27 protein-coding genes and 1 pseudogene are annotated in these 17,706 nt (G+C 48.6%); 1 reads left to right on the top strand and 27 read right to left on the bottom strand.

Features of this window, described 5'->3' with window-relative positions:
* Positions 1-5: 5 nt before the first annotated feature.
* The 6 genes and pseudogenes from M2277_RS25095 to M2277_RS25070 all read right to left on the bottom strand — a co-directional run bounded on the left by M2277_RS25095 (position 6) and on the right by M2277_RS25070 (position 4,069).
* A complete protein-coding gene (locus M2277_RS25095) occupies positions 6-506 on the bottom strand; it encodes a flagellar protein FlgN (RefSeq protein WP_280755884.1) in 501 nt (166 codons plus the stop codon).
* Complete coding sequence (flgM, locus tag M2277_RS25090) at positions 503-799, bottom strand: flagellar biosynthesis anti-sigma factor FlgM (RefSeq protein WP_006213058.1); 297 nt, start codon at positions 797-799, stop codon at positions 503-505. The genes M2277_RS25095 and flgM overlap by 4 nt, the downstream gene beginning before the upstream one ends.
* Before the next feature lie 86 nt (positions 800-885).
* A complete protein-coding gene (locus M2277_RS25085) occupies positions 886-1,296 on the bottom strand; it encodes a TIGR03826 family flagellar region protein (protein ID WP_006213059.1) in 411 nt (136 codons plus the stop codon).
* A 113-nt stretch (positions 1,297-1,409) separates the two neighbouring features.
* A complete protein-coding gene (locus tag M2277_RS25080) occupies positions 1,410-2,060 on the bottom strand; it encodes a ComF family protein (protein ID WP_280755883.1) in 651 nt (216 codons plus the stop codon).
* Positions 2,061-2,582: 522 nt separating this feature from the next.
* Positions 2,583-3,548 (bottom strand): annotated as a pseudogene (locus tag M2277_RS25075) (helicase-related protein); the annotation flags it as partial.
* A 188-nt stretch (positions 3,549-3,736) separates the two neighbouring features.
* Positions 3,737-4,069: a DUF4064 domain-containing protein gene (locus tag M2277_RS25070; RefSeq protein WP_280755882.1), complete on the bottom strand. Its 333-nt coding sequence runs from the start codon at positions 4,067-4,069 to the stop codon at positions 3,737-3,739.
* Between the two features lie 160 nt (positions 4,070-4,229).
* On the opposite strand from M2277_RS25070, the gene M2277_RS25065 reads away from it, so the two are divergent.
* Positions 4,230-4,796 (top strand): DUF4352 domain-containing protein, encoded by a 567-nt coding sequence (locus M2277_RS25065; protein WP_280755881.1) that lies wholly within the window; start codon positions 4,230-4,232, stop codon positions 4,794-4,796.
* Positions 4,797-4,925: 129 nt separating this feature from the next.
* On the opposite strand, the gene M2277_RS25060 is transcribed toward M2277_RS25065, so the two are convergent.
* The 21 genes from M2277_RS25060 to M2277_RS24960 all read right to left on the bottom strand — a co-directional run bounded on the left by M2277_RS25060 (position 4,926) and on the right by M2277_RS24960 (position 17,698).
* Positions 4,926-5,654: an N-acetylmuramoyl-L-alanine amidase gene (locus M2277_RS25060; protein WP_280755880.1), complete on the bottom strand. Its 729-nt coding sequence runs from the start codon at positions 5,652-5,654 to the stop codon at positions 4,926-4,928.
* On the bottom strand, positions 5,654-5,854 hold the full coding sequence (locus M2277_RS25055) for a holin (protein ID WP_280755879.1): 201 nt from the start codon (positions 5,852-5,854) through the stop codon (positions 5,654-5,656). The genes M2277_RS25060 and M2277_RS25055 overlap by 1 nt, the downstream gene beginning before the upstream one ends.
* Positions 5,855-5,871: 17 nt before the next feature.
* Positions 5,872-6,261 carry a hypothetical protein gene (locus tag M2277_RS25050; protein ID WP_280755878.1) on the bottom strand — a complete coding sequence of 130 codons (390 nt, stop codon included), beginning with the start codon at positions 6,259-6,261 and terminating at the stop codon, positions 5,872-5,874.
* A 93-nt stretch (positions 6,262-6,354) separates the two neighbouring features.
* On the bottom strand, positions 6,355-6,486 hold the full coding sequence (locus tag M2277_RS25045; RefSeq protein WP_265576992.1) for a hypothetical protein: 132 nt from the start codon (positions 6,484-6,486) through the stop codon (positions 6,355-6,357).
* Between the two features lie 47 nt (positions 6,487-6,533).
* The gene (locus M2277_RS25040; protein ID WP_280755877.1) at positions 6,534-6,974 is read right to left on the bottom strand and encodes a hypothetical protein; all 441 of its coding nucleotides are present in this window, start codon (positions 6,972-6,974) and stop codon (positions 6,534-6,536) included.
* Between the two features lie 14 nt (positions 6,975-6,988).
* Positions 6,989-8,038, bottom strand: coding sequence for a hypothetical protein (locus M2277_RS25035; RefSeq protein WP_280755876.1), 1,050 nt, complete (start codon positions 8,036-8,038; stop codon positions 6,989-6,991).
* Between the two features lie 11 nt (positions 8,039-8,049).
* A complete protein-coding gene (locus M2277_RS25030) occupies positions 8,050-8,691 on the bottom strand; it encodes a hypothetical protein (protein WP_280755875.1) in 642 nt (213 codons plus the stop codon).
* The gene (locus tag M2277_RS25025) at positions 8,684-9,856 is read right to left on the bottom strand and encodes a baseplate J/gp47 family protein (RefSeq protein ID WP_280755874.1); all 1,173 of its coding nucleotides are present in this window, start codon (positions 9,854-9,856) and stop codon (positions 8,684-8,686) included. Before M2277_RS25025 ends, M2277_RS25030 begins: the two co-directional genes overlap by 8 nt.
* Positions 9,846-10,211 carry a DUF2634 domain-containing protein gene (locus M2277_RS25020; protein WP_280755873.1) on the bottom strand — a complete coding sequence of 122 codons (366 nt, stop codon included), beginning with the start codon at positions 10,209-10,211 and terminating at the stop codon, positions 9,846-9,848. Before M2277_RS25020 ends, M2277_RS25025 begins: the two co-directional genes overlap by 11 nt.
* Complete coding sequence (locus M2277_RS25015) at positions 10,208-10,588, bottom strand: Gp138 family membrane-puncturing spike protein (protein ID WP_280755872.1); 381 nt, start codon at positions 10,586-10,588, stop codon at positions 10,208-10,210. The genes M2277_RS25020 and M2277_RS25015 overlap by 4 nt, the downstream gene beginning before the upstream one ends.
* Positions 10,585-11,373 (bottom strand): phage protein, encoded by a 789-nt coding sequence (locus tag M2277_RS25010; RefSeq protein ID WP_280755871.1) that lies wholly within the window; start codon positions 11,371-11,373, stop codon positions 10,585-10,587. Before M2277_RS25010 ends, M2277_RS25015 begins: the two co-directional genes overlap by 4 nt.
* Positions 11,366-11,686, bottom strand: coding sequence for a phage baseplate plug family protein (locus M2277_RS25005; protein WP_280755870.1), 321 nt, complete (start codon positions 11,684-11,686; stop codon positions 11,366-11,368). The genes M2277_RS25010 and M2277_RS25005 overlap by 8 nt, the downstream gene beginning before the upstream one ends.
* Positions 11,687-11,694: 8 nt before the next feature.
* Positions 11,695-12,240, bottom strand: coding sequence for a phage baseplate protein (locus tag M2277_RS25000; protein ID WP_280755869.1), 546 nt, complete (start codon positions 12,238-12,240; stop codon positions 11,695-11,697).
* Positions 12,240-14,423, bottom strand: coding sequence for a phage tail tape measure protein (locus M2277_RS24995; RefSeq protein WP_280755868.1), 2,184 nt, complete (start codon positions 14,421-14,423; stop codon positions 12,240-12,242). Before M2277_RS24995 ends, M2277_RS25000 begins: the two co-directional genes overlap by 1 nt.
* 45 nt (positions 14,424-14,468) lie before the next feature.
* Positions 14,469-14,660 (bottom strand): hypothetical protein, encoded by a 192-nt coding sequence (locus M2277_RS24990; RefSeq protein WP_280755867.1) that lies wholly within the window; start codon positions 14,658-14,660, stop codon positions 14,469-14,471.
* Positions 14,644-14,949, bottom strand: coding sequence for a hypothetical protein (locus tag M2277_RS24985; RefSeq protein ID WP_280755866.1), 306 nt, complete (start codon positions 14,947-14,949; stop codon positions 14,644-14,646). Before M2277_RS24985 ends, M2277_RS24990 begins: the two co-directional genes overlap by 17 nt.
* A 32-nt stretch (positions 14,950-14,981) precedes the next feature.
* Complete coding sequence (locus tag M2277_RS24980) at positions 14,982-15,377, bottom strand: phage structural protein (RefSeq protein WP_280755865.1); 396 nt, start codon at positions 15,375-15,377, stop codon at positions 14,982-14,984.
* A gap of 13 nt (positions 15,378-15,390) precedes the next feature.
* Positions 15,391-16,395 (bottom strand): DUF3383 family protein, encoded by a 1,005-nt coding sequence (locus M2277_RS24975; RefSeq protein WP_280755864.1) that lies wholly within the window; start codon positions 16,393-16,395, stop codon positions 15,391-15,393.
* Positions 16,382-16,879, bottom strand: a complete 498-nt coding sequence (locus M2277_RS24970) for a phage neck terminator protein (protein WP_280755863.1) — start codon at positions 16,877-16,879, stop codon at positions 16,382-16,384. The genes M2277_RS24975 and M2277_RS24970 overlap by 14 nt, the downstream gene beginning before the upstream one ends.
* Positions 16,863-17,213 (bottom strand): hypothetical protein, encoded by a 351-nt coding sequence (locus M2277_RS24965; protein ID WP_481857786.1) that lies wholly within the window; start codon positions 17,211-17,213, stop codon positions 16,863-16,865. Before M2277_RS24965 ends, M2277_RS24970 begins: the two co-directional genes overlap by 17 nt.
* A complete protein-coding gene (locus tag M2277_RS24960; protein ID WP_280755862.1) occupies positions 17,210-17,698 on the bottom strand; it encodes a phage virion morphogenesis protein in 489 nt (162 codons plus the stop codon). The genes M2277_RS24965 and M2277_RS24960 overlap by 4 nt, the downstream gene beginning before the upstream one ends.
* Positions 17,699-17,706: the final 8 nt, after the last annotated feature.

Raw genomic sequence — 17,706 nt, 5'->3', positions numbered from 1 at the left:
CCACGCTACGCTTTGGCATCAAAAAAATTGTTTTTATTCGAAAGAGCTGGTGGAGTGTCCGTAGGCTTCTTATAAATCATTTCCTCATCCACACCAACGATTATATTTAAAGAGAAGTCAATAAAATGCAGAGACTGCTCAAGCAACTGGGTCGTTAATTCATTCTGCCTTTTTAATATCATGGCGTTACTCAGCAAGCTATCACGGGTCTGCATAAGCTCTTGCTTTTCGTTCGGATCAAATACAAGCCGCAATAGCTCGGTTACGCTTAGACTCAATTGGGAACGTATTCCCTTTTCCTGCAGGAAAAAATTCACTTGCTCCACGCGCTGCTGTTCCAGTTCGTTCATCTGTCTTAACAACCGATTTTCAATCGTCATCAGCCGAGTCAAGTTCGACGAATCATTATCAATGATTGCCTGTTGTTTCTCTTTACCGACGTCTATCATTTCAAGATGGACATCATTTAACTTCGTCATTGCTAGAATGACATTCTGAACACTCACTTGGACTCACCTGATTTATTGTAGGATTGAAAATACGGGAGCAATTTGTCCGCCAAACGGTCGACGGGCACCTCATAAGTACCATTAGCTACGGATTCCTTCAAACGCTGAATTTTCTCCGCGCGCTCCGGATCCTGTACTTTACTCTGTGCACTCAGTTCCATCGCCTCCGGTGAGATAGATACTTCATCCTTGCGGCGCTTCTTCTTATCGATATGCTGCATCTCCCGAGATTCAATATTCCGTTGATACGAATTGATGCCGTTCACACGTCCCGATTCGTTAATCTTCACGTCAAATCACCTCACTTAAAATAAAAGACCGATAAGCTTTACTAAGTTTATCGGTCGGATATGAAACATTGTTAATAGTTCAAAAGTTAGTATTTGCGCAGTTTATCTACTGCGCGGTAAGTCTCTCTATCTTTTCCGGACCCAGGCTGATGTTCCTGGTCTCCTGCAGCCGCCTGCCTAAGTTCTCTCGTTAATCGCGTCCGGCAGGACTCGCACATGTTGCTCTCGCGAATCAACGTCCCGCATACTTCGCAAGGGTAAGCCATGTTGGGCGCGTTCGCAATCGAGATCCGGCCTTCCTTGATAAACTTCGTAATCTGCCTCATGGATACTTCCGTAGCCTCAGAGACCTCGTGAATGGTAGCACCTCTTTGCTCACGAAGGAAGGTTGCGCATTTCTCGTATTCTTTTTCAATAACCTTCATGCAGTCCTGACACATTTCCCGAATATTAACGGTATATAACTTGCCGCACCGAGGGCAATTCCCCAGATTCATGCTCAACAACCTCCATGCCACATAGAACCTTTGATACCCCTAGATTACCTTATCTTAGGCCTTACGTCTATCGTTCAAAAAGAGAATCCACACATTTTTCTGATTTCCGGTATTTACGAGCGGGCCCAGGTTAAACTGTAGATCTCTATCGGCATCTCCAGGTTTGCTTCATAACTCCGTAAAACCTCTGCGCAAGCGTTAATCGTACTTCCTGTTGTGTAGATATCGTCTACCAAAAGTATACGAAAGGGACCTTTCATACGGGAATGCGAGGTTCCAGCTGGAGAAGGGATGCGATTGGCGGCCTGCCTGTTTATGGCCCCTAGCACATCGGGTACGTGCTGCACTGCACCGAACACCCCTTCCATATCCTTGAGCCGATCCATCCGGCTCTTGAAACTCTGCTTATCCGTGTGGCGCTTTCGCTCCAGCAACTGGACATAAGGAAGCTTTATTCGAAACGCAAGCCCATGGGCAAGTACTTCGGCTTGGTTGAATCCCCTCTCTCGAAGCCTTTCATCACTTACCGGAACCGAGGTGACGGCATGCACATTCCATGGTTCGGCTCGAGGGTTCTTTAACCCCCTTTTATGTAAATGAATATTCGTTTCCCTATGAAGCAAGGCATATGCGCGCAGCAGCATTTCTGCCAGAAGCGGAGCGTAACGCTCGTTCCCACGATATTTATACTGTGCTAACCACTCCCTCATCTGCGCATCGTAGGTCACCGCACTTCGGTTCAAAATAAAACTTCTTTCGCTCATGCTCATTCCAAACCTATTGCAGTCTGGACAACCAATCCCTCGTCCGCATTGCAGGCATCGGGGGTTAACGATCCAAGGGATTTGCCTGGAACAGCCATAGCATATCCCTGGAAGCTCTCGAGCAAGAGAAGCGCTTTTACCACAAGCGAGACAGGTTTCGTTCATCGGCTTGAGCAAACGATGCATATGACCAAGCAGTTTGGCGAAGACGTCTGACATCAAATACGACAGCCCCTCTCCTTTTTGGAATGGTAAGTTGGATTTATTTACAGATACAAGAATTTTCAATAGATTAGTCAACCGTACTGCATAACATCCGATGGTTACTCCAGAGAGTACAGTCTTTCTACAATCACTATAGCAATCCTGAACTGAAGATCATGAAGTGTATTCCAACTACAGCCCTCACAGTTTAAGACATCCAACAGTCATCGTCACCATATTCCGACAAAAACAGCGCCAGCCTACACGCTTAGAGTTCCTAAGACTCCATGGACAAAATCCGTCCCTATTCCTTGATCCCTACTCACTCGACAATTGGTCGAATGATCGTAAATATCCGCCTTTACCGGCGATTCGGTTCATTGCCTTGATTTGCCGAACGGCCGAGCTTTGGCACCGAGTCCACTGGGGTGCTGCAAATACCACCCGCCCTGCCGGATCATCCTTGGATCGACCCGCGCGACCAGCCATTTGAATCAAAGCGGCCTCATCAAAAAGCTCGCTGTCTGCATCCAAAATAAACACATCACTCTTGGGAACCGTTACTCCGCGCTCGAGTATCGTCGTTGTCACCAGCAAACGAATCTCGCGGTTGCGGAAGGACATCACTTTGCTTGCCCGATTCGGATCGATGGATGATGTCCCTTCAATCGGTGCATTGGGAATCGCCTTGCGGAGCAGCTCCAGAAAAGGCTCGATATGCTTAATGCGGGATACAAACAGGAACACCTGAGCGCCGCGGGAAAGAGATGCACTTAAATTACGAACCAAACCCGGGGGAAGCTTCTTTTCTTGCAAGCATCGGTTCACTGTGGGAATTTTAAGCTTATGTGGAACAGGCAGCGGATGACCATGAAAACGCGCGGGTACTTTAGCATGAGGCAAACGGCCTGCTGCCGCCTCCCGCTGCAACGGCGCTGGCGGGGTGGCTGACAGGTAGATATATTTCCCTCCTGCTTTGCAAGCCCCCTTGGCCGCATAATCCAGCATCGGATCATTATGATAAGGGAATGCATCGATTTCATCGATAACCACCAGGTCAAAAGCTCCCCTAAAACGCAGAAGCTGATGCGTCGTTGCCAGCGTGATGCTCCCCCGCTTCCACCGATCCGGACTTCCTCCATATAGCGTAACTACCGTCTCCTCCGGAAAAGCCTTGGATAAACGGGGCGCAAGTTCCAACACCACGTCCCTTCTTGGCGCAGCGACCAACACGCGGCCACCTGCGTCCAGAATAGACCGCAAAAGCGGAAAGATCATTTCGGTATAATTTAGCTTCCTATTATATAGGACCTGTTAGGGAAATCGGCTTTTCTAATAATCCTCTTCGGATACATTCAGTTTAGTTCTTGTGTAAATATGGTCAGAATATGGTCACGAAACGCAAACAGCGCTTTTGAGTAATAAATAATAAAAGTCCCAGAGGAACATTCCCCTAGGACTTTTGTTATTAATTATGCTACTTTGCTCTGTGCGTTTTTCTTGCTCAGTATACCCATAAACCCACCGATAATGAAAAGCACTCCAGACAGGATATAGAACATCGAGATGCTAATAAATCCTGCTACTCCACTTACAAGCATGATAACTCCTGCGATTTTCGGTTTGGCTTTCGCCATAGCAGCACCGATTATTCCCAAGATACTAAACAGCATGGCTGATACCGCCAATCCGATGATACTAGACGAACCACTGTCCGAAAACGCTGCATCGACCCCGCCTATAAAAAGAGCGATAATTGACGCGATAATACCAAAAATACCTGCAATTAGACCCATCGCAAACATGGTGATTTCCCCCTAAATATTAATTCAAATGTACTATACACGATATTCCTAGATTATCCAATACCTTTATAAAAAATCTATTTATAGTAACCAAGTCATAGAAATACTTACCTATACCTGTTATACTATTGGTTATATTTGGTGATATGGGGGAATTGAAGTGAAAGCATCAATAAAGTTAGGGGCATTTCTAATTGTTGGGTCTTTGATGTTATCGGCTTGTTCCGAAGCAACTATCGAAAAGGTCGAGCCAGCTTCTGCAGCTGAACAAAAAGAGGACACTGCTAAATCCGTCGATAAGCCGGCGGAAGAGCAGCCAAAGGAAGAAGAGAAAGCCAAGCAGCCAGAGGTATTTAAAGTTGGTGAGTCGGTTAAATTCAATGATCTTGTTATCACGGTGAACTCTGCTAAAGATCATAAAGGATCGGATTTCGAAAAGCCTGCTGACGGCAACGTTTATAAAGTTATCGATGTGACCGTTGAAAACACCGGAGATAAAGAAGAAGCCATTTCTTCTATGATGCACACCAGCATGGCTGATAGTGATGGGTATACATATAACATCATGATCGCTTCTTTCGTTAAAAGCCAATTGGATGGATCGGTTCCTCCGGGTCGTAAATTAAGAGGAGAATTGGCATATGAAGTGCCGAAAGATGCATCCGGATTAGAGTTTATTTTCTCTGATCCATTCAGCACCGGACAAGCTATTTGGAAAGTTAAATAGCAAACAAAAAAAGACCCCCACCGGCTTGAGCTGGCAGGGGTCTTTCCACGTTAACTCTCATAACGGAGATAAGCGACGTCCATTGGGGAGAAACGTAGCTCAATATGAGTATATCCGTTCGATAATGATTTATACCTTCGTGTCGATTGTCGCTGTCTTAGTTTTGTTATCCCAGCCTATTTTTGCTCCAAACGCCTCGCCTACTTCCCGGAGAGGAACATAAGTTACACCGTTCTCCAGCTTACCATCTTTGATCTGTTTGCCGTTTACAATGACGTTTACCTTGTCGTCCACCACAGCACCTTCCTTCTTCTTCAGTCCGAGATATTTTGCAATCCCTTTTACATGTCCATCAATCAAAGCGTTAATAACTTCTTGCCGCTTCAATTTGGCTGCATCGGACGCAACGTCTATAAACAGGTTCTCTGTCAATACGGCTGGCATACGGCTTTCACGGCACATATGAAGGTTCTTAGCCTTTTGTCCGCGGTCGATTACACCAAATGGTTTCAGCGCCGCCATGATCTCAGTGTGAAGAACGTTTTGCAATGAACGAGTAGCGGTTGAAGCGCTTGTATATCGGAACGATTCAAAACCGCCAGCTCCACCACCAGCGTTACAATGGATGGATACAAGGAGATCCGCACCGGCTTTATTTGCTGCGTTTGTACGTTCAGACAGTTCCAGGAACACATCAGTAGACCGAGACATCGAGACTTGAACACCTTCGTATTCTGCTTCCAATCGATCCTTTACCCCAAGAGATACCGTTAGAGCGATGTCTTTTTCTTGAAGTCCGTTGCCGCATGCTCCCGGATCCTTACCACCGTGACCGCCATCAATCCATATTTTCTTCATTATCGGTCTACCTCCTGACTCACCTCAGGCAATCCTGCCAAGCTCGTCAGAAAGCTGATGATAGTAGCCAGTAAAACAGTGCCACCTACCACATACCAATCTACCTCATTAAACACTGTAGTAGCACCGATCACACCGATTGCCGTTTGGGCTGCTGTTTTAATTGCTCGGATTCCTGCCGCTTTTATCCATTTGCTCATTTAAAATCATCTCCCTATTATTTTAGTGCTGCCAGTTTGAAGCCAGCCCACACCGCTGCAACAAGACCGGTCGCCGAACTGGCAATAATTACGCCGTAAAAAGCTCTCTTAACCCACTTCCGCCCCTCTGCCTGATCTTGCTGCACTTTCAACGCCTCGTTGGCCTTTCGCAAAGCTTCTTCTGCAATAACCTTGGTTTGACTCTGCTCCATCTCAATAGTGGTTAACTTGTCCTTTACTTGCTGGGCACAGGCCAGTGCTTCTTTAGATGTGTCCCTGACTTCTGCAACCGATGGTACCAGAGCGGCCAGCGGCTTCAATGTCTCTTCGATTCTAGCAAGTTGTATCTGCAGACCAACCAATGTATTTACATCTTGCACGTCACCCACCCCTTGTGTTGTATTCATTCCCCTCGTCCCCCAATCATTTCTCTGTATTAAAAAGAGCCCCCGGACCACCCAGGGGCATAAAAAAGACGCCTTGCGGCGCTGCTGGTGAAACTATTCTTCGATCAGGAATTCCAGACCGCTGTCAACCAAGATATCGCGTACGCCTGGCTGCAGGGATGTCGGTACCTCGCTGAACTTCGTCTTGTCCAGGATTACACGTTGTGCAAAAAACATCGCCATCATATCGCCTCCACCTCCTTTCCAGAGTATCCAGTAAAGGAATCGGCGTATCACTGGTAAACCTGGATGGCCATCTCGGCGATGACATCCTCAATGAATTCCGTTCTTTCTGTCAAAGCACTGTTTTGTGCTTTCAGCAAGGTGTTTTCTTGTCTCAGTTCCTCTACTTCGACAGATAATGGTTTTCGTGGCTCTTGTGGGATTCCCGGATTAGCCGGATCAAGGTAAACGAACTCAAGTTCTAGCGTTTCAGGATTTACCCTCCCTAGAAAGCCCTCAGCAAAATCCTGTTCAAGTTCATCAGGCTTAAGTTTGATAATTCCGACACTTTCAGGAATCCGTTCCATAAGCTTTGGGATATTACTAAACGGATTCCGCTTATTTTCATATTCAGGATCACTATGCCACACTTCGCCTGTTTCATGTAAAATCTCACCCGTTACTTTATCAAAATAGATCCAATTCCCGAATCTAAATAATTGGTTATTCAATGGATACCCCTCCTTTAACCCCAAGCTTCCCACCTAATATCTGTAAAAGACGCAATGCCAGTTGTCAGAAATCTAAAGGTTTGTTGTATGCTACTGGCCCCATCAATTTTAAAAAAATCTACAGCATTAAAGAAACCAGTAATATAATCTCCCTGAGTAAACCCATATCGCATAGTACTTCTTCTTTGTCCTGCTGTACCTTCCTGGATTCCTGATCCGATTATTATCTTGGGTAAGAATCCAATATCTACATTTCTTGTTGCATCCCTCTCCATGTTACTCACTGTACCGCTCGCGTACCTCGGCCCCTCAATTAAGGAACCAATTACTCCGAAAATATCCACACCCGCTCTAATATTAGCGCTAATTAGATCAGGATCACCGAGTATTGTAATCAATGAAGAATAGTATCCGGCTGCTTTCGTCTGGTTCGTTGTTCCTGGCGTCACTGTTCCGCCAGCTCCCCGGTTCGGCATCGTCCCCGCCGTACCCGCGATGGTCGTCCCTGCCAGCACCTTGTCAGCAGGAACCGGAACCCCTTTTATCGTAATCGCGGTTGTGTACCGCCCGGCTGCTTTTGACTGATCTGTTGCGCCCGGTATAACAGTGCCGCCTGCGCCTCTATCAGGGATCGTACCTGTAATCTTACCGCTAGGACCGTAAGCTGTTTTGCCGCTGATTATATCCCCAGATGCTGCCGTAGCGTCACTCGTATCTGTGCCTGTAGGAATAGAGTGAATGCCATTATCAAGTTCTTCGAATGTCGCAACCTGCCCTTGTTTGGAAACCGTTCCTTCCTTGGCGATGATGGCGGTTTCCAATCGGTTTTTACCGTCAACGCCAGATTGCTTTAAACCATCGATTTCACTATTAATCGTCGTAATGTCAGACTTTTCGGCCGCCTTTTGCTGGAGCTCTTTCAGTGATTCAGCCGTCAACGACATGAACCAATTTAACCATGCGGCAGGCGGTTTGTCGTTCACTTGCCATCCTTCCTGTTTTTTCGATTCAGGAGGCTCCACACCGGGCGCGCTCCAAGTTGGTGCCTGTTTATCAAAGGCCAAGGTAATCCCTCCTATATTGGTAATGGGTAATCGTTACCCGGGATATAAACTTCTCCCAAGGTCCCGCCCGTTGTCATTGCCTCGTCTGCAAATCCGGTCGGTCCGGTTTCGAGCTCCGCATATTTCGAAGAGAATTGAAACGTGCCGGTTAACTCGATTTGAGCCACCCGAACACCAGCAGCCACCGTTTTTTGAATGATCTGACCAAACTGCAAGGGAGACATCCCCACTTCATTCAGCCGTTTGGTCGGGACTTTGATCAATGATATCGCAGCCGGTTCCGGCTCCGAAGGATCATTATATTTCGGGACAATACGGATGTCAGAATACGGGCAGTCCAGCGCAAGGGACAGAACCTGAATGATTGTGTTCACGTCCGTTTTGGAAAGGTTACGCGCAATTTTGGATTTCAGGAGCACACGGTAAACTTCGTCCGTGGATGCCCCTCGCGTTTGCACGATGTTTTCCCCGATCCGGTCCAGTGTGGTGCCCTCTGCATCGTCAATAGAGCGCCATTCCCGGATACGTTCAAGGCTGTCATTTACCTGCTGCATTTGGCCGTGTAGAATGCCGATCAATTTCCCAAGATTACTATGTGGGTCCTTATTGTAGGCATCGGCAAATCGCCGCAGCATATCCTTAAAGCTAAACATGGCTGGTCACCTCAATATCAGATGCTTTCACCTGCGCGACTTGGAAAGGCTCTATCGCAACATTGCCCGTTCCCATCGCTCCGCCGCTCCCTACCCGGATGTCAACATCTTCAACGCCGGTGACACTGTACACCGCGCTGATCAGCCGCGTATAAACCACTTGGGCGCCCATGTTTAAGCCGTTGTAATAGCTGCCGCCGTCCTCGCCACCGACATACCGGACCAAGGCCGATCGTATTAAATCATCACCATTCGCCGGGTAACTGTCATTTCTGGTTACATCCACTTCGATTTGCAAGGCGACTTCCTCCGCCCGGCTGAATTTGACGATATGCGGATATCCGCCAAGGTCCATGACTTGCATGGAAATGTCGCCATGGGATTCAATCCCCGCAGCTCCTTTGTCAAATATTGTTTGGGCTATGGTTTGATCGTCGCCCCCAAGAACATACGCTTGATACGATTTCGCAGGGCGTCCGGCGCTGTCCGTCTGTATGGTGTTATTCTCGATCACGGCAGCCGCACGCACATTTTCCAACCGTAGCAGCGCGCCCCGAAGGGCATCCAAGGAAGCAGCGCCGCCCCCGGCCACCGCCTGATCCATCCGGTCTCTAAACTCGTCATCCGTTTCCTTCTCCCGTCCACCTTGGGTGCGCTCCGGGTTCGTCACGGCTGTGATATCAGGATTCGGATTCACAATAATGGTGATCGACCCGGCAGCTACATTGCCATTTGAACCGGGCTCTAAGGCTTCAACCGGCACGGTCGCCATGCCGTCGGCACCCACCGTGAAAGGTTCCGTTGTTTCAAAATAAATACCGGTTTCCGTGGCAACCTGAAATCCTGCATCCTCGGTCCGGCCCGGAGTCCCCGAGATTGTAACGGTCCCGGTCGCCCATTGTTCCAATATCCGCGTGACTCCTGAATAAGGCCCTAACCGGTCCAGATTGTTACCTTGGGCCGTGTTCTTGTATCCGCTGTTATATACGTCCTCGGCGGTGCCCCAAATCATCGCCAAGAACCATGCAAAAAGCCGCAGGATGATCCCCAGCGGCGAGCGTTCAGACGTATTAATGTTTTCGCCAAAAGCTTCCTTGGCCTTGTCCTCGATTTCGTCATACAAGTCTTGGAATCGCCGCCGTTTAAATCCGGTTCTATCCAGCACCGACAATCACCCCCTCTTCTTGAATCGTCTCCGCATCCGTCCCGGTTGCCGTAAATGTAACAAGCATCGTCCGGGATTTAGGATTGATGGTGAACTCCACATTTTCCACCGACTGGATCCGGGACTCCTGCAGCAATCCGGCTGTCAGTTCGTCCATCATTTGCGCTTCATTGACGTCTTTACCAAGGAACATCTTAAAATCAATTCCCATTTCCGGGTTTAGAAACCATTCATTTTTATTGGTTCCGATGCCTAACCGGCAGCACTGAGCCAATTCTTCGGGGCCTTCGATCGTAGCCAGCTCGCCGCCGGTGAACACAAGGTCCCCGGTGTCATCCACTAACAGTGAAATCATATGAACACCCCCACTATTACGGCGTCATTGATGTCATGCGCCCGGGTGCTGTCCGGCGCGGCAACTTGACCACGTAATGTATTCTTAATCTCCCGATCCGCACAAACCACATAAACCACATCGCCTTTTTCATAGAATGGTTTTTCGACTTCGATATCCGGTCCAACCTTCCGTTTTCGACCAAGAGCCGGAACAGATTGAATGACGGCAGGCGTATCGTCCCCCATTCTCACAAGGGGCTGAACATCCGCCCGGCATGTCGTTTCGTCGAACGTCACCACCCGGCACGGAATCGCCACATGTACCCCGGCCATGGCCCGGTTAACGAATCCATCTATAAGCTTGGATAAAGTGCCGGCCGCATCCGCTTTGCTCATAACAACGCCTCCATCTCCGTTGAAAAATCGCCTGTCCGGCTGATGTGATGGCTACCGCTTCGAACATGCAGCTTCCCGCTAAACTGTTCGCTTTCCAGATTGATGACCGAAGCCGTGGTAATACGGTACTGCAGCTGAGATTTCACGTTATACCCTTTTGCGCCGTTGTCTTCGAAATACTCGGGGGACTCGATTAATCCGGTTTTCTTGGTCAGATTAAATACGCTATCCCCGCCCTTTCGGAGGCTGCGCACATACAATTTTCCTTTATTGATGTACACCGATGTACCGCAATCCTTCGCCACCTTGGAAATGATTTCAGTTACTGGACCCTTGGCCGTGTAGCCGTCCTGATAACGGTAATCCTGGTTGAGTTGCATTTGAGCTACCGGTAACCCGATATACCGGGCCATTTCCTTAATGATATGGCTGGCAAGTGTTCCTTTGGCGTAGGCGATTTCCTTGACCACCCGCTTGGACAGGTCTTCCGAATCAAGCACGTTGATGATCGTGATTTTGTCCACGCCGTCCCGCTGAGTCTTCACACTGGAAATATAGCCGTGAAGAACGACCCCGGAATCATCCCGGTACCCGGCATTCATCATCAGCACTTTGCCGCGCTTGATGTTGTTCAGCGTGTCACTAGAAAGATTCCATATCTTGATCTCCGCCTCATTCGGCAGCGTATCGTTATCAAAAGGGATTGTCGCTTCGATGTTGAAATCATCCATAGAAAACTTCATGTTCTCCGTCATGACTTCGGCCACCCGACCGAAATTATTCATCGTCCTCACCTTCAATCACATATAAAAAGACGCTTTTCCCGAGCGTCTCCCATGTCACAGTTTTACTTTTGTCTGATTCGTCAAACGGCACGATCGGCAGCTTGGGGAATCGGTTGTCCATGATGTCATAAAATAGTGGCATGCCATAGATTAGCTTTTCACCGACGGCCAAAACCTCCCCGTCACGCTCTAGGTCCACCGTGAAAAAGTCATACTCGGCATTGTAATGAACCTCAAAAGTGAAGCTCTCTTCCGCTAGTGAAATATCAAAGCGATAGGGGATTTGTTCTTTTTCAATGTCGATGTACTCCATGCTTCACCTCAATTCGCCCACGGGCTGCCCGGCTTAAATTTGACCTTCTCCACTTTCTCTTTTGTCGATGACTTGGACGTTTTGCTCTTAGAGCCCTTTTTGCTCGATGTTTTGGACTTGGCCTTGCTTTTCTTCTTGTTCTTGGTCTGCTTGGTCCCGGAATTGACGATTTTAACCGTTTGGGCCTTCACTGGTAATGGCAAGTCGTTAACGTAAGATGTAGTAGCAACTCGGATTTCCTTAATCGTCAACGAATAAGCAAACCCGGTTGCGTTTTTGTAGTTCCTAGTCGGCGCAAAGCCCGTAATCAAGCCCGAGAAGGTCGTCCGGCCAACATACCGGACGATGGTCCCTTTCTCGCTCGCTTCCTTGAGAAACGCTTCAAACTTGGCCGCGTTATCGACCACGACCCCGTTCAAGGAAAGGACGCGCGGCTTCCGCTGCACATGGTCCGTGACATCGATATCCTTTTCCACCGGCTGATCCGTAACGTCAACGGAAAAGTCATACGATTCATCTTCAACCAAGAGATAATGCCCGTTAATGGTTGCCATTAATCCGTTGCCACCTCCAAACCGTTTCGGCGCATGACGCTTTCAAATAGAGCGTTGATTTCAGCCAGCAGCACCGATTTTTCTGCCGGACCAACCGAGGATCCGTTCAAATTAATGTTCAGGCTGATCTCTTGCCGGGATGTTGCGCCGCCTGTGCTGCTCGCTCGAGCCGGTGCCAAGGATGTTTCACCAGTGCCGGCCGAATACGCCTTGTTCTCTTCTGCCGTCAGTACCCGTTCACCTTCATGCAGCTCCGCAACATATCCATCAAAGGGCACATTCGCAAGACCGTTGGCGTGGCTGCCATCGACCGGGATTTCCGGGATTTCTGGAATATTAATTGCGAATTCCTTGCCGCCCAGCCAGTCCGGCAACTTAATCGATAACGCATCATTGATTTTAGCAATCATGTTATTTATCAGGCCGGTGATGAAGTTGACACCATTTGCGAAATTGTCTTTGACTTTAGTCCACATGTTCGATAGTCCTGTGGATATACCTTCCCATGTGCTTGTAGCCGTGTTCTTGATCTTATCCCAGGCTCCCGTAACCCACGAAACGATGTTATCTGCAATGCTGGTTATGGTGCTCCAGATGGTATTCCATGTAGAGGTGAAGAAACCGACGATTGCGTCAAAAACAGCCCTTGTCATTGCGCTAAAGGCGTTCCAGTTTGCCACTACCGTATTGACGATACTCATAACAACTGAGGTAATAGCATTCCAGATGATAGTCCCCCAGGTGACAAAGAAGTCGCCGATCGAAGTGAAGAGGCCGAACACCCAAGTTTTAAAGGCGTTCCATACCGTCGTCAACCACGTGCTGATGGCTCCCCAGTTTTTGAACACGAGGATGATGCCAGTGACCACAGCCGCTAATGCTAAGCCCACGGCAATGAACGGAAGCAACGGGGCGACAGTGGCCCAAAGAGCAGGCGCTAAAGAAGTTAACAGCACCGCTGCAAAGATTCCGGCTGCTGGTCCGATAATGTCAAAGTTCTCCGCGAGAAACTTCACAGCTTTAGCGGCCGCATCAAATCCGACAGCTAATTTGTCCATAATCTCCCCGCCCACTTCGGTAATCTTCGGCATGGCTTCTTCTAGCCAATCAGAGAATCCGACAAGGTATGGAAGTAATTTATCGCCTAATGGTTTCAGAATCCCTGTTTCCATCTGACGACCGATACGTTCAAACGCTTCCCCAGGAGAATTCATTTTGATTTCATTTAATTCGTTCATCGTATCTTTGGTCATATCAAATTGAGACTTCGCCGTTCCCATACTGCCAATAATAGCGGCCTCTAGGTCTTCAAACTTGGTGCCGAATAAATTGATGCCCACTGTATTTCGTTCTACGGGATCCTCGATGTCGGAAATCATTTGTACAATTTGAGAAAATGATTTCTTTGCTTCCGGCCCACCAGATGCAATAGTCTTCATCATTTTATCTGCATCTAAACCCAGCATTTGCATACCGGCGATCGTGGACTCTGAATTATCTTTCGCCATGATGCCGAATTCTTTAACGGCATCGGCTACCAAATCCACGTTCCTAGCTCCGCCTTCTGCACCCGCCGCCAACGTGTCAAACATTTCATCAGCCGTGAAGCCCAGTGTCTTAAAATATACGGAATACTCGCCTACGGTATCCAACAGATCACCAGAAGCATCCAACCCTTTTTGTGTGCCTTGAGCAATCAGGTTATAGGCTTCTGTATTGGATATACCGAAGTTTTGTACAGCATTTTGCGCCGCATCAATGGATTCCTTTACTTCATAACCAAATGCATCCCGGAGTAATAACGCCTCTTTTGTTGTGTTTTCCAAAGCTTCCCCGGTTAGCCCTGTTACTTGCTGGACACTGGCAATGGCGCTTGCAAGGTCTTGCCAGTTTTGGCCGAAATTCTGATTGTACAGGTCCGTAGCAATTCCCTTGGTTTCCTCCATCTGCTCGTTCGTCATTCCGGTAGCCATTTGAATGGATCTCATGGAGTCATTAAATTCATTGGCCGCATTTAATGCCGCGATACCAATCCCACCCACGGCAACAGCGGTTGCCCCAGCTGCAATTCCAACGGCAGCCCATTGACCTTTCATGGAATCAATTTGTTTTCCTGCCTTCTTGAGTGCTGAATCCGCCACTTTGAAGCCAACAGCGAACATCAAATTACTAATAACGGCCAATCAACACACCTCCTTCCAAACGAAAAAGGAGCGCCCAGAGGGCGCTCACTTCTTTTGTGTTTCCTTTTTCTGTTGTTTAATGTGGATGTCTAAGGCGGCATTCGCCTCCAAGATGTCGTCATAGTCCATCTTGTCTAAGTCGCTGTACGTAATATTCATATCCGATAGGAGCAATCGCCACATGGACCATCTTTCATTGGCCCTTCGCTCAGCTTCTTTCTTACTGATCCTGCTCATTCTCATCATCCTCGGAATCTTCATCGGTGCCGGTAATAAAGGCGAATGCCGCATGGACAACCTCGCCCAACTCTTTATAACCTGCTGGGTCCTTGAAGTCCTCCAACTTCACTTTTGGTTCAACCACAACATTGGAGAGCATTTCTTCCGATAGTCTTTCGTCCGAAGCAACGCCGTGTTTATTTTTAATCCGGTCCGTGATTTTAGTTACCTGACGAACTCCCGGAAATTGAAAAACGTAGTTTTTTCCAGATTTAGCAGTGAAGGTTTTTTGTTTGAAATTAGACATTGTAAATACCCCTTTTCATGATTTTGATTTTTTTAACTGATGTCTGCGTCCATGCATTGGACTTCGTATTCCCGGTCACCGGCTTCGGTACCGTAAGACCGTGAAGCCGGCTTCTTGATGTAAGCTTCAGTGACAGTGACCGTTTCCTTCGGCTCCCCGTTGTAAATCATGGATACCGGCACTAGATCACCGGACTTCGCCAACCCATCCAGCATAGCCACTTGTGGGCTAGTAGAGAGTAAGGTGATGGACATGGTCGCCAATGGATTGTTTACCTTTGATCGCACTACATCACCTTGAGCACCTACCTTCGTCTCATAGTTATCTTCGTCCTTTTCGAATTCGATCATGTCCTCCGAAAAACCCGTAAGATACGTGCCGTTGACCACAACCGTCAAATCATTCGGATCGTATGTTTTTACTGACACTTCGTTCCCCTCCTTAGTAGGTTACTACGCCTTTGATTGTGGTTTCATGGATCGCCCCAGCCAGTTCAAAAGCAAACGAGCCTCCGTTATAAACCCGGCTGGCCCGTTCAAGCGGTGTCGTTTGTTCCCGTGTTTTAAACGTTGTGCTGTATAATCCGACCCCGTCCGACCCCCGGGCGATAATGCCTTGATTCACACAACGCTGCAGCACCGTACGGACCACGCCTTCGATTTGAGCGATGCCCGTATTGTCATAGCCAATCTTCCGGTCCCGTGCATTGTTGAACAGCTTCTGGACCTCATATTCCAGCGTGTGAATGACAAAGTGTTTCGAATGGATAACGTCGATGTACTCACCGGATACCGTCTTGCCTTCCGATGTCACCGGGTCGCCCGCTTTGGTTACATAGGTAATAGCTCCAAGACTGTGTATCTCCCGCAGCTCAGCCGCCGTAATATCCAAAGGCTGAATCCCTTTCAAGCGTTGCCCCTTCCACGTGATGCTTCCTACCGGCTTCGAACCCGCTTCCCCGACCAATGCCGCCTCCGGGTAATTGTCGATGTTCGTATGATAGAACGCGAAGGTGTTTTTATAGTCCTTGGCCTTAATGGACGTCAAGTCATCCTTGCTGCTGGTGCTTACCGCAAACTGTCTTTTCCCCGCGGCATCGATCGCATCGGCAATGGCCGTGATGTCTTCCAATGTGCTGCGCGTGCATACGGCAAAGTACCAATCCTTCTCGAAAATCGTAGGCAAGAAATCATCCCACGTCCCGGCCGTCTCCCGCAGCATCACCGCAATCTCCGGCGGGCGGTTATCCTGATCAAGAATGGCCTTGGCTGCTTTGTACACCTCAGATGTAGGCATAAACTCCGTGGCAACTTCGGACAATTCCGTGTAAGTTTTGTAAGGCTTGGCCGTGGCCGATGTGCCGATAATCAGCGGCTTACCAAAACCGACGACCGGCGAAGGCTTTTGGATATCAATAATAACCGTTACGTCTTTAATTGCTGACAATGGTACCAGCTCCTTCTATGTTTACTTTTTCAATCGTGTAAAGCTTTCTTTTGGACACATCCGGCATGCGGAACACCACTTCGAACCCCTGCCGCCGCTCCCACTCTTCCCCTATGGCGATGTCCCGATTTTCTACGTGGCCGACCTCGTGAACGATAATCCAAAAGGCATCTTTCAAGATTTCACGGCCATCGGTTCTGAACCATTCCCGAGCCAGCAGGGCATTGTTCATGCTGGTGGGATGATCATCGGCGTACGACATAAAAGAGACGGTGAATTCCACCGTCTCCACTTGTTCGATATGATCGCCTTTGTGTACCTCAATGGGGAATCCGCGAACTTTTTCAAATCCGGGTTCGAAATGATACGTCAGAAACGCCGTTTTCGGGATGCTGCTGCCGCCGTTCATGTTAATCACCTGCAGGCCGGTGTACCCTGAAAGCTCATTTACCAGCAGCTTACGGATTTCATTGTACGGGATCATTGACAACCCTCTTTTTCGCGATGTATTTGTTGGTATCCCGGTAATCTCGATCCTCCGGCACGTCGATGGTGTATTGATTATCTTGATATTCGATGAGATCGCCGGGATCGTGCCGGTGTGACGTATAGAGCGCTCGGTCTTCCGCCGTGTAGTTCCCGCCCTCGGCCAGTTGTAAATCCGCCGAGACCGGTTGAAAAAGACCTCTTAACGGAACCCGTACGGGCTGGGCCGGGATCGGGTCGCCGTATTCGTCATAACCTTGGTCCTCGCCCGGTCGTACCAGCACGTAAGGCTTTTCATACTTCTTCACGATAGAGTTAAAACGAAACATCAACGCCGACGCCCTCCCTTCTTCTTGACAACCACAGCAGTAATCGACTCCCGAAGCTGTTCTTCATCCCGCAGAATCTTCTTGTTTCCCTTCCGTCTCGCATAGAGTGGAGATAGTGGGGGCGTCCGCATTTTATCGAAGTTCTTGAGCACCCTATCCTTGCCGACATCGCCGATCTTTCGCAGCAAGTCATCCGTTTCAAGGTTTCCGGTCACCAGTTCGACAACGCCCTCTTTTACCACGCGAGAAATCGGGGTTTGCGCCTTCTTTTTACCCGCTCCGATAAATGAACGGGCTGGGATGCCCGCTTTCAATGATCCGTATTCGTGAATACCGGCGATCATTGCAAGTTCTTCATCGCCCTGCGCACCAATATGAACCTCTTTGGTGACCAGCTCCTGCAGCGCGTCTATGATTCCCGGCAGATACGTTTCCTCTGTGACCTCGATGTTTGCCCGCCGGTAACTCCGGCGTTTCTTCTTCGGCATGTATGATC

It is taken from the genome of Paenibacillus sp. LBL, assembly GCF_029893715.1.
GTDB classification, from domain to species: Bacteria; Bacillota; Bacilli; order Paenibacillales; family Paenibacillaceae; genus Paenibacillus_AQ; species Paenibacillus_AQ glucanolyticus.
The sequence above is the reverse complement of the archived record's forward strand: the minus strand, read 5'-3'. Positions and strand labels throughout refer to the sequence as shown.

Bases quoted from the DNA above. Each gene is read 5' to 3' on its own strand.
- M2277_RS25070 (WP_280755882.1), bottom strand. From the start codon at position 4,069: ATGTTTGCGATGGGTCTAATTGCAGGTATTTTTGGTATTATCGCGTCA.
- M2277_RS24985 (WP_280755866.1), bottom strand. From the start codon at position 14,949: ATGTCTAATTTCAAACAAAAAACCTTCACTGCTAAATCTGGAAAAAAC.
- M2277_RS25060 (WP_280755880.1), bottom strand. From the start codon at position 5,654: ATGAAGAAAATATGGATTGATGGCGGTCACGGTGGTAAGGATCCGGGA.
- M2277_RS25085 (WP_006213059.1), bottom strand. From the start codon at position 1,296: ATGAATCTGGGGAATTGCCCTCGGTGCGGCAAGTTATATACCGTTAAT.
- M2277_RS25050 (WP_280755878.1), bottom strand. From the start codon at position 6,261: ATGAATACAACACAAGGGGTGGGTGACGTGCAAGATGTAAATACATTG.
- M2277_RS25055 (WP_280755879.1), bottom strand. From the start codon at position 5,854: ATGAGCAAATGGATAAAAGCGGCAGGAATCCGAGCAATTAAAACAGCA.
- M2277_RS25030 (WP_280755875.1), bottom strand. From the start codon at position 8,691: ATGTTTAGCTTTAAGGATATGCTGCGGCGATTTGCCGATGCCTACAAT.
- M2277_RS25005 (WP_280755870.1), bottom strand. From the start codon at position 11,686: ATGGAGTACATCGACATTGAAAAAGAACAAATCCCCTATCGCTTTGAT.
- M2277_RS25080 (WP_280755883.1), bottom strand. From the start codon at position 2,060: ATGAGCGAAAGAAGTTTTATTTTGAACCGAAGTGCGGTGACCTACGAT.
- M2277_RS25045 (WP_265576992.1), bottom strand. From the start codon at position 6,486: ATGATGGCGATGTTTTTTGCACAACGTGTAATCCTGGACAAGACGAAG.
- M2277_RS25000 (WP_280755869.1), bottom strand. From the start codon at position 12,240: ATGGCAACCATTAACGGGCATTATCTCTTGGTTGAAGATGAATCGTAT.
- M2277_RS25020 (WP_280755873.1), bottom strand. From the start codon at position 10,211: ATGATTTCACTGTTAGTGGATGACACCGGGGACCTTGTGTTCACCGGC.
- M2277_RS24960 (WP_280755862.1), bottom strand. From the start codon at position 17,698: ATGCCGAAGAAGAAACGCCGGAGTTACCGGCGGGCAAACATCGAGGTC.
- M2277_RS24970 (WP_280755863.1), bottom strand. From the start codon at position 16,879: ATGATCCCGTACAATGAAATCCGTAAGCTGCTGGTAAATGAGCTTTCA.
- M2277_RS25010 (WP_280755871.1), bottom strand. From the start codon at position 11,373: ATGAATAATTTCGGTCGGGTGGCCGAAGTCATGACGGAGAACATGAAG.
- M2277_RS25015 (WP_280755872.1), bottom strand. From the start codon at position 10,588: ATGAGCAAAGCGGATGCGGCCGGCACTTTATCCAAGCTTATAGATGGA.
- M2277_RS24990 (WP_280755867.1), bottom strand. From the start codon at position 14,660: ATGAGCAGGATCAGTAAGAAAGAAGCTGAGCGAAGGGCCAATGAAAGA.